Raw genomic sequence first — 15,221 nt, 5'->3', positions numbered from 1 at the left:
AGATTCACCAGAACAAGCCCTAAAGGGATCTGAACCCTTTTTGAAGATCCTCGAGTAGATCTTCGACGTCTTCTATTCCGACGCTCATGCGTATGAGAGTGTCCTTGATCCCCTGCTCGATTCGTCTCTGACGCGGGATGCTAGCATGAGTCATGCTCGCTGGGTGTTCGATGAGAGATTCGACTCCCCCTAGACTTTCTGCTAAGGTGAAGACCCGGAGTTTGGTCAAGAGTTTTTCGCATTCTCTGAATCCTCCTTTGAGTTCGAAGCTGAGCATTCCGCCGTACCCCCGCATTTGGCGCTTGATTACATCTCGTTGCGGATGATCTGGGAGGCCGGGATAGTAGACGTGTTCTACGATGGGCTGCTTCTGGAGAAACCCGCTGATCTGCTTCGCGTTCGAGTCATGTCGATCCATCCTAACTGCAAGTGTCTTGATTCCGCGCAATACAAGCCAGCAGTCTAAGGGTCCAGGAACTGCGCCGACGGCGTTCTGTAGAAACTTGAGACGTTTGCCCGTATTAGTGTCCGCTGTAATGGCGGCACCGCCAATTAGGTCGCTGTGACCTCCGAGGTATTTTGTTGTGCTGTGCACCGAGATATCGGCACCAAGCTTCAACGGGTTCTGAAGGTAGGGACTTGCGAAGGTGTTGTCCACTACCAGGAGTGCGTGAATCTTCGCCGCGATCTTTGAAATGGCTCGAATGTCAACAACTCTCATCAGTGGATTGGTAGGAGTTTCAATCCAGATCATTTTGGTATTCTTTCGAACTGCTTTCTCCACCCTGTCAGGTGACCTCGGGTCCACATAGGTAAACTGGAGTCCATAGCTTCTGAGCACTTGGTCGAATAATCGGTAGGTTCCACCGTAGATGTCGTCCCCGGCGATCACGTGATCTCCTTTCCGCAGAAGCATTAAGACGGTGGTCGTTGCGGCGAGGCCTGAGCTGAAGGCGAGGCCAACTTTTCCATCTTCCAAGGATGCTAAGCTCTCCTCTAGAGCGTTGCGCGTAGGATTTGCAGTTCGCGAATACACGTACTTTCTCTCACGCCCAGGTTTGAGTTGCATGTAGGTTGAAGTAAGATAGACAGGGACCGTGACCGAGCCTGTCGCAGGATCCGGGGCCTGTCCTTCATGGATGGCTTTGGTTGAGAACCTCATGAGAAAGCGGCAACCTTGAGCCGCTGATTTAACTTATCTTTCCCGCAATCGAAAGTGACATCCAAAGCAAGATTCCTCGACGAGAGTTCCGTGACGCGAGAGGAACCGGCGAGGAAATGAATCGTTCTGGGAGAACCTCCGATGAACAATTTCGGTAACAGGGAGCATAGTAACGAAAGAAATGAGGCTAGCCCAGAATCCGAATGCGACTATCAAATTATCGCCCGATAATCCTCGTCATCCTCTCACTAGCGGTTCTCTGGAGTGTTCCTGCAAGCAAAGCGAGCCCGAATCTGGGAAACCTGTTTCCTCCTAGCTTCGAGGTAAATGGAATGGTTGTCAGCGCGCAGGGAGATGTGGCGGCAGGAAGCTTCTACGCGTTGGACCCGACGATAGTTCCTTGGGATCTAACGAATCCGATTTACAAATATGTCGGCGTGACACTGATCGTTAGCAACCTCAATTCTTCAAGTCTCTCTAGCACTGCTGGAATAAATGTCACAAGCGCGGCGAACGGTTTCGCACCCTACAGAGTGATACTTGTAATCGAAGGAGTCCAACGTAATACTCTCTCGATAGTTTCCGACGTCCAGACGGTTTTCGGTATGGCACCAGGATCATTCCAGGCGTTGGTCTCGAATCCTCTGACACTTCCCGTCTCAGTATTCGGGGCCAACATCACCTCGAATCCCTACTCGAACTTCGTCAACAAATTCGAACTGCTGACAAGCGCCAAGTCAGCTATGATAGGCAAATACACAAGCTCCCTCCTTCAAACATCAAGTTCAGCGATCATTTTCAACAGCCTAGAATCTCTCACCTATCCCGTAGCACCTGCTTTTAGCGCATCAGGGATTGCATCAGCAGCTCTTGGTATAGGCGCTATCGGAGCAGCAATCGCTCCCGCTTTCGGACTCAACTCCACGGGCGTCGCTGTAGTCCACAAGAAAGTCTTGACCTTCTCCCTACCCCAAGACTACACTATGGACTTCGGCGCGTTGGTAGGCCAGAGTGGAGGAATCTATTCTGCCACGAACGAGACTTTTGTTGCATCTTTGCCCGGCGGAGCACAAGTCAAGAGTTTCAACCCGGCCAACATGCTGGTTCAGTCAAGTACTGGATCGACACTCGTCGTCGGAGTGTTCCCCTGGGTGGGAACAGCCCAGAGATTAGTGCCTGATGTGAGCGTTACATTCCACTATCCCGCTTTCGACTCTCCGTATCTCACCGCAACGTGGACCACGACACCTTCAACATTCTATGTTGGACAGCCGTTCAATCTAACTCTGGGCATAACTAACACCGGAGCGATGGATGCGAACAATCTCCATTTCACTCTCGGATTTTCAGGCGTCGTACTATTGGGCCAGCAAAGCGTTACCTCCTTACAGTTCGGGATTGCCTCGCTTCTCAAGGGTGCAACATACAATCGCCTGTTCAACTTCCAGTCGTTCAATCCGAATCCAACATTTACGCTTAGCGCTTATTTCCTCGATACATCGAACTATGTCTACCATTGGGACACGCAGTTTTCCCCGGCCCCAAACGTGAGACAAAACGGTCCTCTAACCGTTACGAAGAACATCAGCCCGACGGGTCCGACTTACGGACAAAACGGAACTGTCACAGTTAGTATTCACAATACCAACTTGACTGCTACTTACTTTAACCTAGAAGACCTCAACCCGGATGCCGAAATTTTCTTGTACCCGCAAGGGGTAGGAAATACTCCGCAACAGCCCACGCCTTGCGTTAGCGTCACTTCTTTCCCCCCTGTCACAGCCAATACTACATACTTCACGTTTCGAGTCAGCAATGGCGTTGGTTGTGCGCCGGCTGTACTGACTCATGTTCTTCTCCAACCCTTTGGGCGATCTATGCAACTCGTAGTATCACCAAACATGCTGCTCGGTGGGGGCGAGGGATGGAGCCCGCTGAAACCGTACCTGATCCCAGGCGGCCCAGTGTCACCATTCAGCCAGGTGACGCTTCGGTTGACTTTCCAGAATTCCGTGAATTTGACATCTACTAACCAGGTCAGTTACTCTGGGCCCCTTCCGCAATTTCAAAACCCAAAGGCGTCCTACCTTGGACTTTACTGCCTACCTTGCTCGGTCCCAACCGGCGGATCAACGACTATCGCGGGCGCTTTGGTAAATGCGTCGGGCAAGCCGATTGCAAGCGCTCCCGTAGTACTATCATACAAACTTACGAACAACACACTGAGACCGATAACGACTCTGATTACTAATTCGACAGGCGGGTATTCGACTACATGGCTCGGCGTATCGACTCTGCCAGTCGGAAGCTATCGACTTATTGCCAATTATACTGGTTCTCTACAGAACAATGCTGAAGGCACGTACATCCAGTTCTACGTCATCACCCCGACAAGCATCTTGCCGGGTGGAACGCTAACGGTATCCTACCCGTACTTCTTCAACGTCACTGGTGCAATATCGATAACACCGGAACGAATAGCCTACAGCAGCCAGGTTAATGCGACTGGGACAGGGCATCAGCTGATCGGCGAATACCTCACGCAATCTAGCGCAATACCGGTCACGGTGGGTTCTCCAACGATCGTCCCCGTAGTGGACATGACAATGAACGTGACAAAGATCAGTATTCTTTACGCGGCCCAGAACCAGAGCTTAGTCCAAGTTAACCTTCGCGTAACTAACACTGGACCTCAACTTGCCAACAATGTAATCGTATCTTCCCTGATTCCCCAAAGCTCCAGAACCAACTCGAGCGGCGGTCCTTCGATACCCTTCTGGTTGCCGGTTGTAAGCCTCGGTCCTTCGGTATCTGAAGCCAGCAACCTCAAGACTGTATCTTTCACTGTTGCTTCCCTCCCGTCCGGACAAAGCTACTCAACATGGTATGTCGTCAAGGCAAACACTACAAACCTTTTTGCGACTTCGAGCAACGTCACCGCTCAATCCGGTTCTAACCAATACAAGTTCTATTACACCGGTCCTCTGCTCGGTGTTTACCCTTCCGCCTCGACAATTGCTCTACCGCAAATTGGCCTGCTGAAGACATATGCTACAATAGACCCCGCAGTTGTAGCGAACAAGACCTCAACAATCGTGAGCGTACACATGTACAACGCAGGAAATGTGACCTACAACAACATCATTGCCATGATGCCGAATCTCTTAGGACCTGGACTGAGCTTTCCGATTCTGTCAAAGATCGTTCCGAACATGGCTCCCGGGGCATCTCAGACGGTTAACTTTACGGCAACCGCCACCGTGGCAACCTTATACTTCTCCAGTGGAGTATTCACATACTCTTTCTCCGGATCTGTCTCCTACAATCAATCTAGCACCAAGGGCTTCCAGAGCGGTTTCAGTCAGGCCGTGCCAATCTACGACCCAACAATCGCGGGCTTCAACCCAAGTCTGAGAGTCATCATTTCCCCGCTCACCTCACAAGTCTCGGCAGGCGCAACTAATCTCGTAATTCTAACTGTGACGAACACGGGAGCTTCCAACGTGACGAACTTCTCATACAGTCTCCAAGCTTACAGCCCATTGTTCAACCCAACAGGACCATCCTCCCCCGAGACAAGCTATGGAAGCTACTTCACCGGCTGGCCGTATAGCCTCGGAGCGGGCCAGAGCATTAATTTCAGAATTGGAATTCAAACGAGAGCAGGAGGCAGTTACCCCGTCTATGGGCTGTTGATTGACTATCAATACAGTCCGCCAGGGTCAACGGCCAGCAGTCAGGTAGCGCAAATTTCTGCGTCGAGTGCTGCGCTGGTAACGGCCACAGATACGACTCCTCCGACTGCCAGTATTCCTTGGTCCAGCCCGTTCGCTCCGACTTCCAGTGACCGAGTCCACGTTTGGACGCAAGTTTATGACGGCAGCGGGGTAAGCTCAGTTAACATAGAATATTCAACCGATAGACTCACGTGGACGTCTGTGCCGATGACACCGCTATTCGGCTCTTACGCAAAAGGACAAAACGTGCCTGTCCAACAACCATTCTTTGGAGACATTTACAACGTCACAATTCCTCCAATAGGTCCCGGCGCTGCCGTGTTTTATCGTATCAGATCAATAGACAGCCTTGGAAACGGTGGCCTGCAAGACAACAATGGCAACGACTACGTCTACTTCATTCAAGGGGGCAACAGCTGGCTCTTCCCCAACCTTGCCTCAGGAACAAACTTGCTTTTGAATGGGACCCAGTACGTTCCAGGAATCAAGACCTCTGTCTTCCTCAACGTGTCCACGCCAATTGCAGTTCAGGTAATTCAGCTAGGATTGAATCCAGGTGGACCCCCTCCGACCGGACTTTCGGCTTTAGGAATATACACGCAAGTTAACGCCAACATTTCCATCACTCTAAATGCTCGGGTTCGATTCTATTACACACCTAGCCAGATTCAGGGTCTGAACACTAGTACGATCGCTCCGTATTATTGGAACGGTGCAAGCTGGATCCCCCTAACCAATGTATCCGTGAATAGTAACCAGAATTACGTTGAGGGAACGGTCAACCACTTCAGCCTTTTCGCAGTGTTCGCCAAACCCGCTTCTAGTCAACCTCCGCCAACTACCCAACCGGCTAGCCAGCCGACTTTCCTTTACATCGGTCTTGCTGGCCTGATCGCTGCGATTGCCATTATTGGAGGAATTTTCCTGACAAAGAAACGAAAACATGGCACGTCTAGCCTCCTCCCAACACCAGCCTCCCCTTCCCCCATTTCTGGAAGCCCAGCGAGTGTCTGACTCGCCCCATTAAGGCCATGCAAGGTTGGTCAGGGTCAGAGTCGGTTTGACCTCCTTCGGCCTCCTCCGCTTCACAGCCAAAGGCCTCGCCAGCCGCAGAACGCGCACTATCCTTACAATTGTCGGGTTAGCAGCTCTCATCCTTACGTACGTCACGGTCCAGTCTCTCGTTTCAACTCTGGAAGTGAACTTGTCTGGAACCGTGTCCTCACTCGGTGGAGAAATTGACGTGTGGAGCAAGGGCGCCTCCTATCCCCTACTTAGCAAGATTCCTGAGTCCTACGCTGGGATAGTCAAGGAAATCCCAGGGATTTCTTTCGCGACGCCAGTCACGCTCGCATTATTGACAGTTGAATCGGCTGAAGCACTCGCCGCGGGTGTAGTTCCCGCGCAACTACACTCTCTTCTCAACTATAGCATGGTTGATGGCATTATGATAACTTCCAACCAGACCGGAATGCTCGCAATGGGGAAAGCGCTAGCTGCCACTGTCGGAAAAAGCGCTGGAGATACCACACAGCTCAATGGAGCAACGTACAGGGTTTCTGGGATATACCTTACCAACAGCTGGATGGACTACTCTGTTATCATACCCCATAGGGTCGCGCAACAAATGATCGGTATGGTGAACGGCACTTCGATGATCGTTGCTACGGCTCGGGACTCACGAAATGTCAACAATGAGATAGACCAGATCAGGAGCCTAATGCCGACAGTCGAAGCCTTTCGGAGTAGCGAGGCTCCCTCCAAGGTCTCGCCAATTTTCGCCTCTCTGGAGAGCATAGCCTCTGACATAACAGCCATTGTGACTCTGGGCGTTGTTTTGGGAATGATGAACTCAAATCTCAACAACCTTCGCGAAAGAATGCGAGCGTTTGCGATATTCAAGGCTACAGGAGCATCTTACAACCAGATAGTCAAGCTGGTCCTGTATGAGTCTCTCTTACTAGGGGCTCTGGGAACTACGGTCGGGCTTGGAATATCCTACGCGGCCATTCAATTCATCTCGATACCAATAGTCCAGAATGTCAGCGTCGGCATTATTCTGGTGCCCTCCACGTTTCTCTTTGCCGTTTTGTTAGCATTTTCCGTTTCCTTCGTGGCCTCCATCTATCCGGCGTTAAGAATTGCCCGGGTTCGGCCTCAGGAGGTCTTTAGGTTTGGGTGAAGAATCCGTTCTCAGAGCCGTTGAACTGAACAAAACATTCTGGGCCGGACCAGAGAAAACGGTCGCTCTCGATAACGTAAGTCTTGAGATTCGCAAGAAGGAGATTCTAGCTGTCTACGGTCCATCAGGGTCTGGAAAGACCACTCTCCTGTTCATTCTAGGCGGGTTTGACAAGCCAACATCTGGCCGGGTGATGCTGGATGGAATCGAAATCTCCAATATGGATGAGCGTCGACTTTCCCAGATAAGACGGAGCGCGGTGGGGTTTGTTTTCCAAAACTACAATCTGGTCGAGGAGTTGACTGTTCTGGAGAATGTCAAGTTGACCATGATGTTCGACGGAATAATTGAGGATGAAATGAAGAAAAGGGCAAGTGAGCTTCTCAACAGAGTAGGTCTGGCTGGAAAGGAGAAGCGCCGCCCTTCTCAACTCAGCGCAGGGGAGCAACAACGAGTCGCGATAGTGAGAGCCTTGGCGAATGGGCCGCGTCTTGTATTGATGGATGAACCAACCGGGAACCTAGACCAAGATAACTCGAGAATAATCATGGAATTTGTCGCGAACATAATGCTAGTCGATGATGTGAGCTTCATCATCGCGACGCATAACCTTGAGATTGTGCAAGAAACGCCTCTCAGGCTGTTCCTAAACGCGGGCCGGGTAGCGGCTGGCTTCTTATCACAATCGTAGGCTATTGGCCAACTAGAAAGCGCTCGTGGCCCTCATCGTTGAGAGCCCTGCATTTCCAGCTCGTTCAGTTTGTATTGCAGATGTCTCTCCATGGCCTTCGTCATAAGCAACCCGCTCTTCATGCTCTTGTAGATGAAATGCCAATAGTCTTTCTGAGTTACTCTATCTTTTCCGATGTCGAGAACGTAGAGCTCAAGCTGATCTAGCAGGTTCATCACGTCCCTATCTCTCAAACTATGTCCACCTAAATTAGTGGAAGCCTTGTTCTTTCATCCACTTGTCTGAGAATAACTTGCTGAGATAGTTCCGGCCCGTGTCAGGGAGCAATGTGACAATCGTCTTGCGTTCGTCCAATCGCTGTGCGACCCTCAAGGCGGCCTGCACTGCTGTTCCTCCTGATCCTCCCACCATGATCCCTTCTTCCTGGGCGAGTCGTCGAGCCATTTGGAACGCATCAGTGTCAGAGACTTGTATCACATCATCTATGATCGACATGTCAAGTGTTCCGGGCATGAAGTCTTCCCCTATCCCTTCTACCATGTACTGGTGTGACTTTTCACCTTGTCTGTAAAAGCGCGGATAGAAAATGGATCCTTCAGGATCGGCGCCGACGACTTTCAGGTTTCTTTTCTTGCTCTTCAGAAACCGGCCTGTTCCAGTGATGGTTCCACCGGTTCCCATTCCGCATACAAAAACGTCTAACTTACCTTCAGTTTGACGCCATATCTCGGGTCCTGTTGTCCGATAGTGGGCATCGGGATTTGCCCGGTTCTCGTACTGGTTAGGCATGTATGAGTTCGGAATATCTCGCGCCAGCTTTTGCGCGACCTTTGTATAGTGTTCAGCAGATTCCGGTGGAACGTTGGTGGGTGTTACCACCACTTTTGCACCGTATGCTCGAAGTATGCTCCTTTTCTCCTCGCTCATCTTGTCTGGCATTACGAAGATCATCTTGTATCCTTTCACAGATGCAACCATTGCGAGTCCAATTCCGGTGTTTCCTGAGGTGGGCTCGATGATCGTTCCATTGGGCTTTAGGAGACCCATTTGTTCGGCTAGCTCAACCATCGCGATTCCTATGCGATCCTTAACGCTTCCACCAGGGTTGAGATTTTCCAACTTGGCAAGGATCGTAGGTTTGACGCCTTTCGAGACCTTGTTCAACCGGACAAGAGGCGTGTTTCCTACGACATCCAGTATGGACTTGTGAACTTCCATTGAGGCAAAGGCTTCCTTTCGTTATCTTTCATCAAGGTTGTTTATCTGAATATGCAAACTCGCACATCTTCAGTTTGCTCCAAAACAGAGGATTTACTGGTCGGCGAGGTAATCATTCATTTCAGGTAAAGGCCCAAGAGCGAAACACACACTATCTCCAGGGTCATCTATGAGATTACTACGGACCATCGTGTGAAGTATCACGACCCTTAACTTTCGTGATTTGCCAACAGACTTGACGCGTGATTGTAAAATTGTCGCAACGGGTCCCGACGGGCGTTCCTGAACTAGACAGTGTGATAGAGGGTGGGCTTCCGAAAGCAGGTCTATTTCTTGTGGCTGGAACTCCTGGGTCGGGTAAGACAGCCTTCAGTGCGAGGTTCCTTTACGAGGGAATTCTCAAGGGCGACAAGGGAATCTATGTCTCTTTCGCAGAAGGTCGTGACGCGTTCTTTTCTGAAATGGCGCGAAATGGTTTGGACTTCGCGAAGGCCGACGCAGAGGGCATGTTCCTCTACATGGACCTTCTAACGGTTAAGAACGAGGGAATCCCGGCTGTAACCCAGTCTATAGTGGACGCAGTTCTTGACTTCAAAGCGTCTAGGCTTGTAATTGATTCCTTTTCTGCTATGGCCCAAGCGGTCCCTCAATTGATTGAGGCTCGGTCAATACTTCACACAATTCTTGGAAAAGTAATCAGACAGGCTGAATGCACGACCCTCCTGATCTCCGAGGTTCCAGTTGGCACTTCGAGGTTGGGTCTAGGGATTGAGGAATTCGTGGCGGATGGAGTCCTCAAGTTCACTCAGAAGGAGATCGACGGGAGAGTTATCAGAAACTTGGTCATTCACAAATTACGTGGGACAAAGATAGGAAGGAGAGAGCATATGTTCACCCTCGATGGCGGATTTCGCATGTTGAGTCCATTCGACTCTTCACATCCTAACAACGGACACTCCTATCCTGTCATCAAGAATACGGCATCGCACTCATCAACGGGAATCGCAGGTCTCGATGCGATTCTTGGAGGAGGATTCAAGCGGGGAAGTCATATCCTCTTGGAGGTTGGAGAAGACGTATCGTCACCATCTCTGATGAGTTTTCTTACTCCGATAATATCAAACACCGTAAAGTCTGGCGACCAAGTCATCTGCGTCCCGGTCAATGGAATGTACCCTGAAGAATTGCAAGACTCTCTCAGAAAGTCTGTTCCGGAGGGACTTGCTTCAGTTCAAATCTTCGACATCACGGGAAAGGGTGGTCCGAACACAGTGGACCTTGGAGGTGCAACAGTCCTCCAACCTTTTGACATGTTCTGGAAGACCGCTAAGAAGCTGAGGAAGCCGGAAAACCGGCTGCTGAGCATAATCGGCTTCGACGCATTGGAGGCCAGATACGCAAAGGATCTTCCTGCGATGCAGGGTCTAATCATCGAGACTATCGCCAAGGTAAGAAATGCTGGCGATATCATCGTATCGATAGCTCGGCCATTCTCCAGCACGTTGAGAGAACTTGCCAGCGCCTCTGATGTTCATTTGAGACTTGCCCAGTATGACGGCGTTCTTTGTCTGTTAGGTGTGAAGCCCAGAACCGATTACTATGGTGTCTCTCATCCAAACTACGGTGCCCTCGCTCAGATTGAGCTAGTCCAGGTTTCCTAGATTGGCCGCCGCGGTACGTACATCGCTAGATGGCCCGCTGATAGAATCTATCGACGCCGCTCTCAGCGCGCTTGGTTCAAGTACGAGAGACTCGGTTCTACTCTATCTCCACAAGAGATATTCCATTTCGTTGGAAGAGACACCTCAGAGAATGGACGAATTCCTCACTGCGCTCCATGCCATTCTAGGATACGGAGCAAGAGTGATAGAGAAACTAGTGATCGCGAGACTAGTCGAGACGAATGAAATCCCTCTTGACGAGGCCAGAGGCAGAAATCTGGCCGAGATTGTTTATCTTTCAAGTAAGGGACGCAGCAAGAATAAGGCGACAGACTAAGAATCAAGCTGGTTTTGCCTGACTTTCGAATCGCCTTGCAAGTCCGAAAACCCCAATGAAGAGAAGTGCTCCCGCTATAGCGGTGACCGTTGAGCTGAGGATAGTGGTGGTCTCCCCGACTGAGCTTATCAGGTTGGACAATTGATCTCTTGGCAGAGAGAGTGTCAGGACCAATCCCACGACGCTTTGAATAGTCAATAGGGAAAATGCCGCGATTATCATAGTCCACGCTCGAAACGAGCCTGTTATCCTTGTAACTTTGTAGGCATAGAATACAACCCCGGCTTGGAAGATGAGCTCTAAAACCGCTATGAAGTAAAGCGTTGGTAAGACAATAGGATCTAGCATTCTTCCTACAGCCTCATTTCCGTTTCTCCGCGGCCCCGCGGAAGAGATCCATGAATTTCTCCGAGGCCACCCTTCTCGGCGAGCCGGTGATGAGTCCTTCATAGTTCGTGAATGCGGATTCTATCTTGATTCCTGTCGGAGCTATCTCAAACTCTCTGAGCCGTTTGTCGTGGTCACTTCCCCTCATCTTCAGAACCACCAAAGCCTTGCGCATTGAGGATTCTATCTCGACGGGCTTCAGTGCAAGGATACAGTCCACCAGGAAGCTCAATCCTACTTCTGTGACTGAGAACGATCCACCTGCCATCTGTGGAGACTCCCAAATCATCATGGAGCTTATCCCCTTGGTCTTGAGATGCATGATCAATCGGTACGCTTCTCGTCTAAGCTCGCCCTCCTTGACGAACATTGCAAGATGACTCAGCGAATCCACAACCATTCGTCTTGGCTGAACATCTCGGAAGGATTCGTCAAGCAGACTCTCCCCTTCCGACTCTAACAACAAGTTCGGGGACGTGCATACCATTCTGAACTTGTTCTCTTCCTCTAGCTTGCGTAGGTCCCATCCGAAGTTCTTAGCGTCTCGGTAAATCTGGTCAGGCATCTCCTCAAAGGATACGTAGATTCCAGGTTCTCCGAACTTGACTCCATTAACCAAGTACTGGAGGGCTAGCGTTGTCTTTCCGCAGCCCGCACTTCCAGCAAGCATCACTGCATCACCTTCCATAAATCCTCCATGCAACATCTCGTCCAGATCAACTATTCCGGACCGGACCCTGCCACCTTCCCCGCTTTTTCCAGCGAAGAATTGGGGGAACCCAGGGACTCCGGTTCTAGAACTTGGTGTTGTCAATTTTCTCCACTCCTTCTAGATTCCTAAGATGTTTCGCGATGGCGTCCAATACTTCTCGGTCCCTCGCGCGATCCAGGAGCAAGACCTCAGAGCGACCAATCCGTCTTGTCTTTAAGATCCCGAGATGAACCAGCCCCCGCACATCTTCTTCGATCGAATTCCCTGTTCTCCCGATGCGACGTGCGACGCTGTCGAGAGTATCGATGAGCCCAGGATTGCGGTGAAACAGGACAAGGAGGTCTCCCGTAATCTCTGACGCGAGAAGCGTTTCCAGCATCTGGGCGGCGCTCATTTCGTCGGCCCCTCCGCCTTGCAGGCTTCCCTTGCCAACTCAAGGGCCTCCCCATAGTCGAAGCGTTCTTGAGGATTGTACTGAACATTCAGTTTTCTGAGTAGATCCTTGACGATGACCTTCTCAAGGACCGTTGCTCCGTTACCGAAAACCAATTGTAATTTCCTGTGAAACTCTTTCGGGTCTGTTGCTTCATTGAATAATCCTTGGCCGCTGAGAACTCCTAGGATGGCTTCGCCTAAAGCGGATCTAATCCCCTCGCCGATGCTGAGCTGCAACATCGATGAGAAAGTCTTCTCTTGAGCCAGTCTTGAGTTGGTTCGGCTTGTCTTCCAGTTTGTTCGGAAGTCGTCCTGAGGCATTGTTGAACCGGACGAACCCATGGCTAGAGCTAGGCTCCTGCTCATTTGTTTCGTTGACAACCCATAGAAGGATAAGCTCGTTGTAACCCTGTCCTTGGAATGTTAGTTGTTACGACACGCGCGCCTATTGCGTCGAATTTAGCGGCGAACATGAAAATATGGGTCAAAAAAACACATGCGTGGAAGGTGTTTCGAGTAAGCCGCAAATAGCTCGTTTTTCTCGCAAGAAATGCATAAATTAGCGCCACAGCCGCGGGTGCGAGGCCGGTCGAGACAACATGGCGTCGCTAATCGCGTTCGTAAGCATATTTGTTGAGTCGCCCTACATGGACGACGTAGTGCAAGCCCTTTCCCGTCTCGACAAGGTAGTCGACCTCTACGAGGTCACGGGCGAGTTTGACATTGTTACCGTAGTCTCGGCATCAGACATTGAGGAGTTTCGGGACGTCCTCAAGAATAAGATAATGAAAGTTAAGGGCGTTAAGAGCACGGTAAGCTCGATCGTTCTAAAAACCCACAAGGGTTCTGGGGCTAACGGCGATATTTTGAACGCGACCTCGGCCGTTGCGGCTTCTTACAGGGACCGGAAATAGATTAACTTCCTTTGAACGCTGGGGCCGTTACAAGGAGGTGGTTAGCGGCTGATCAACCTGAGCAGTTTGTTCATACTCATCACGATTCTGATCATAGCTATCCTATCAGGCCGTCTTCTGGCTCCCCACATTACTAGAGTCTTCACTTTAACACCTAGTCGTCTCGACAAGTTACTCAACCCAATCGAGCGCGCAATCTACCGACTAATCGGAGTTGACCCAGCTCGGGGAATGGGTTGGAAAGAGTACTTTCTCGCAGCACTCTTTGTAAATATTTTCCAGATGGTAATCGCATTTGCAATCTTCACATTGCAGGGCGTACTTCCATTGAACCCTCAAGGGTTTCCAGGTCTCTCGTGGGACTTGGCGCTTATGCAGGTCATCAGCTTCGCGACGAATACCAACCTTCAACATTACAATGGAGAGGGGAATTGCATTCAACTTCCGAATTGCAGCAGCCTATTCGGAGTTCCTGGTCTTTCCTATTTTAGCCAGATGATGGCTGTCCAGTTCTTGCAGTTCACCAGCGCAGCTACGGGAATATCCGTGGCCGTCGCAATGATTCGGGGGTTTGTCGCCCGTTCCAAGGACTTGGGCAACTTCTATGTCGACTTCACGAGATCTTTGACGAGAATACTTCTCCCACTTTGCTTTGTGGCGTCTTTGATATTCGTGGGACTTGGAGTTCCTCAAACTCTGACAGGATACGTGAAGATCGCGAGTACTGTGGAGGGGGCGACACAGACGATCCTGGTCGGACCTGTCGCTTCCCTTGTTAGCATCATGCAGCTGGGCACAAATGGAGGAGGATACTATGGAGCGAACTCGGCATATCCCTTCCAGAACCCGAACCCTGCGTCTGACATATTCCAGATCTTCTTGATGCTACTCATTCCTACCTCGCTCTGTTTTGTATTCGGCCAGCTAATCGGCAGAAAACGGGAAAGTCGCCCCATTCTGTGGGGTGCCTACTCACTGTTTGCACTCAACCTCTTGATCGCCTTCACTCCCAGCTTTCCTCTTGTAGGCCCAGGAATGGAGGTTCGTTTCGGAGGCTTCTTCTCAGTATTCTGGACGGTCGTGACCACAGCGGTAACAACCGGCTCAGTTAACGCATCCCTGTCAAGCGTGAACCCTCTGGTCATACTCTCAGCATTCAATGGAATGCTGATCCAGGCGACTCCCGGCGGGAAGGGGGTCGGGGTGATGTACATGGTAATGTTCATCGTCCTCACCATTTTCATCGTTGGCCTGATGTCGGGCCGGACACCAGAGTATCTTGGGATGAAAATAACCTCGAGAGACGTTAAACTGGTTATGATCGCATTTCTCGTCCACCCTATCATAATCCTAGTACCGACAGTCCTTGCTTACTGGACTGGGGCTGCAAGTGCAATCGGCGTCGGGACTAACTCGACAGGTTTCACACAGATATTCTACGAGTTCACATCCGCCGCTTCCAACAACGGTAGCGATTTTCTCGGGGCATCGGCCAATACACCATTCTTCAACATCTCGACAGCGCTGGTTATGTTTCTCGGACGGTTCGTGCCTATCGGGCTATTGCTCGCGCTGGGCGGTTCTATGCTAAGCCGAAAGAGACTCACGACAGAGGCAAGCGTGAAGACAGACAGCATCCTCTTCTCTGTCGTCCTCGTGGGAAGTATCCTCGTCCTCGTCCTTCTTACCTTCTTCCCGTTCCTTGCACTCGGCCCAATTCTAGAATTTTTCCAAGGACGAATGAACGGATTCTAGGGGAAGATCGTGACAACGCGAATCGGTAGA

14 protein-coding genes are annotated in these 15,221 nt (G+C 50.7%); 7 read left to right on the top strand and 7 right to left on the bottom strand.

Going from position 1 to position 15,221, the window contains the following annotated elements; translation table 11 throughout:
- Nucleotides 1–19: 19 nt before the first annotated feature.
- Nucleotides 20–1,162 carry a cystathionine gamma-synthase gene (locus VGS11_09495; GenBank protein ID HEV2120319.1) on the bottom strand — a complete coding sequence of 381 codons (1,143 nt, stop codon included), beginning with the start codon at nt 1,160–1,162 and terminating at the stop codon, nt 20–22.
- A gap of 203 nt (nt 1,163–1,365) precedes the next feature.
- Here VGS11_09495 and VGS11_09490 point away from each other — a divergent pair, with 203 nt between their 5' ends.
- The 3 genes from VGS11_09490 to VGS11_09480 are packed head-to-tail and all read left to right on the top strand — an operon-like array spanning nt 1,366 to nt 7,772.
- Nucleotides 1,366–5,913 (top strand): carboxypeptidase-like regulatory domain-containing protein, encoded by a 4,548-nt coding sequence (locus tag VGS11_09490; GenBank protein ID HEV2120318.1) that lies wholly within the window; start codon nt 1,366–1,368, stop codon nt 5,911–5,913.
- A gap of 25 nt (nt 5,914–5,938) precedes the next feature.
- Nucleotides 5,939–7,081 (top strand): FtsX-like permease family protein, encoded by a 1,143-nt coding sequence (locus VGS11_09485; GenBank protein HEV2120317.1) that lies wholly within the window; start codon nt 5,939–5,941, stop codon nt 7,079–7,081.
- A complete protein-coding gene (locus tag VGS11_09480) occupies nt 7,074–7,772 on the top strand; it encodes an ABC transporter ATP-binding protein (protein ID HEV2120316.1) in 699 nt (232 codons plus the stop codon). The genes VGS11_09485 and VGS11_09480 overlap by 8 nt, the downstream gene beginning before the upstream one ends.
- 32 nt (nt 7,773–7,804) lie before the next feature.
- Here VGS11_09480 and VGS11_09475 read toward each other — a convergent pair whose 3' ends face one another.
- Together VGS11_09475 and cysK are read right to left on the bottom strand one after the other, a co-directional pair.
- Nucleotides 7,805–8,005 carry a hypothetical protein gene (locus tag VGS11_09475; GenBank protein ID HEV2120315.1) on the bottom strand — a complete coding sequence of 67 codons (201 nt, stop codon included), beginning with the start codon at nt 8,003–8,005 and terminating at the stop codon, nt 7,805–7,807.
- Between the two features lie 16 nt (nt 8,006–8,021).
- Nucleotides 8,022–8,990 carry a cysteine synthase A gene (cysK, locus tag VGS11_09470; GenBank protein HEV2120314.1) on the bottom strand — a complete coding sequence of 323 codons (969 nt, stop codon included), beginning with the start codon at nt 8,988–8,990 and terminating at the stop codon, nt 8,022–8,024.
- 254 nt (nt 8,991–9,244) lie between these two features.
- Here cysK and VGS11_09465 point away from each other — a divergent pair, with 254 nt between their 5' ends.
- Together VGS11_09465 and VGS11_09460 are read left to right on the top strand one after the other, a co-directional pair.
- A complete protein-coding gene (locus tag VGS11_09465) occupies nt 9,245–10,651 on the top strand; it encodes an ATPase domain-containing protein (GenBank protein ID HEV2120313.1) in 1,407 nt (468 codons plus the stop codon).
- 1 nt (nt 10,652) lies between these two features.
- Complete coding sequence (locus tag VGS11_09460) at nt 10,653–10,988, top strand: hypothetical protein (protein ID HEV2120312.1); 336 nt, start codon at nt 10,653–10,655, stop codon at nt 10,986–10,988.
- A 3-nt stretch (nt 10,989–10,991) separates the two neighbouring features.
- Here the strand turns inward: VGS11_09460 and VGS11_09455 are convergent, their stop codons facing one another.
- Genes VGS11_09455 through VGS11_09440 form a run of 4 tightly spaced genes read right to left on the bottom strand, consistent with a single transcriptional unit; the run spans nt 10,992 to nt 12,888 of the window.
- Nucleotides 10,992–11,336 (bottom strand): hypothetical protein, encoded by a 345-nt coding sequence (locus VGS11_09455; GenBank protein HEV2120311.1) that lies wholly within the window; start codon nt 11,334–11,336, stop codon nt 10,992–10,994.
- Between the two features lie 13 nt (nt 11,337–11,349).
- Nucleotides 11,350–12,189: an ATPase domain-containing protein gene (locus VGS11_09450; protein HEV2120310.1), complete on the bottom strand. Its 840-nt coding sequence runs from the start codon at nt 12,187–12,189 to the stop codon at nt 11,350–11,352.
- A complete protein-coding gene (locus VGS11_09445; protein HEV2120309.1) occupies nt 12,170–12,481 on the bottom strand; it encodes a hypothetical protein in 312 nt (103 codons plus the stop codon). The genes VGS11_09450 and VGS11_09445 overlap by 20 nt, the downstream gene beginning before the upstream one ends.
- Complete coding sequence (locus tag VGS11_09440) at nt 12,478–12,888, bottom strand: hypothetical protein (GenBank protein HEV2120308.1); 411 nt, start codon at nt 12,886–12,888, stop codon at nt 12,478–12,480. The genes VGS11_09445 and VGS11_09440 overlap by 4 nt, the downstream gene beginning before the upstream one ends.
- 233 nt (nt 12,889–13,121) lie before the next feature.
- Between VGS11_09440 and VGS11_09435 the strand changes: the two genes are divergently transcribed.
- Both VGS11_09435 and kdpA read left to right on the top strand, forming a co-directional pair.
- Nucleotides 13,122–13,436, top strand: a complete 315-nt coding sequence (locus tag VGS11_09435; protein HEV2120307.1) for an Lrp/AsnC ligand binding domain-containing protein — start codon at nt 13,122–13,124, stop codon at nt 13,434–13,436.
- 66 nt (nt 13,437–13,502) lie between these two features.
- Nucleotides 13,503–15,191, top strand: coding sequence for a potassium-transporting ATPase subunit KdpA (gene kdpA, locus VGS11_09430; protein ID HEV2120306.1), 1,689 nt, complete (start codon nt 13,503–13,505; stop codon nt 15,189–15,191).
- The last annotated feature ends 30 nt before the right edge of the window (nt 15,192–15,221 follow it).

Source organism: Candidatus Bathyarchaeia archaeon, from assembly GCA_035935655.1.
GTDB lineage: Archaea > Thermoproteota > Bathyarchaeia > 40CM-2-53-6 > 40CM-2-53-6 > 40CM-2-53-6.
The sequence above is the reverse complement of the archived record's forward strand: the minus strand, read 5'-3'. Positions and strand labels throughout refer to the sequence as shown.

Bases quoted from the DNA above. Each gene is read 5' to 3' on its own strand.
- VGS11_09495 (HEV2120319.1), bottom strand. From the start codon at position 1,162: ATGAGGTTCTCAACCAAAGCCATCCATGAAGGACAGGCCCCGGATCCT.
- VGS11_09455 (HEV2120311.1), bottom strand. From the start codon at position 11,336: ATGCTAGATCCTATTGTCTTACCAACGCTTTACTTCATAGCGGTTTTA.
- VGS11_09490 (HEV2120318.1), top strand. From the start codon at position 1,366: ATGCGACTATCAAATTATCGCCCGATAATCCTCGTCATCCTCTCACTA.
- VGS11_09445 (HEV2120309.1), bottom strand. From the start codon at position 12,481: ATGAGCGCCGCCCAGATGCTGGAAACGCTTCTCGCGTCAGAGATTACG.
- VGS11_09435 (HEV2120307.1), top strand. From the start codon at position 13,122: ATGGCGTCGCTAATCGCGTTCGTAAGCATATTTGTTGAGTCGCCCTAC.
- cysK (HEV2120314.1), bottom strand. From the start codon at position 8,990: ATGGAAGTTCACAAGTCCATACTGGATGTCGTAGGAAACACGCCTCTT.
- VGS11_09440 (HEV2120308.1), bottom strand. From the start codon at position 12,888: ATGAGCAGGAGCCTAGCTCTAGCCATGGGTTCGTCCGGTTCAACAATG.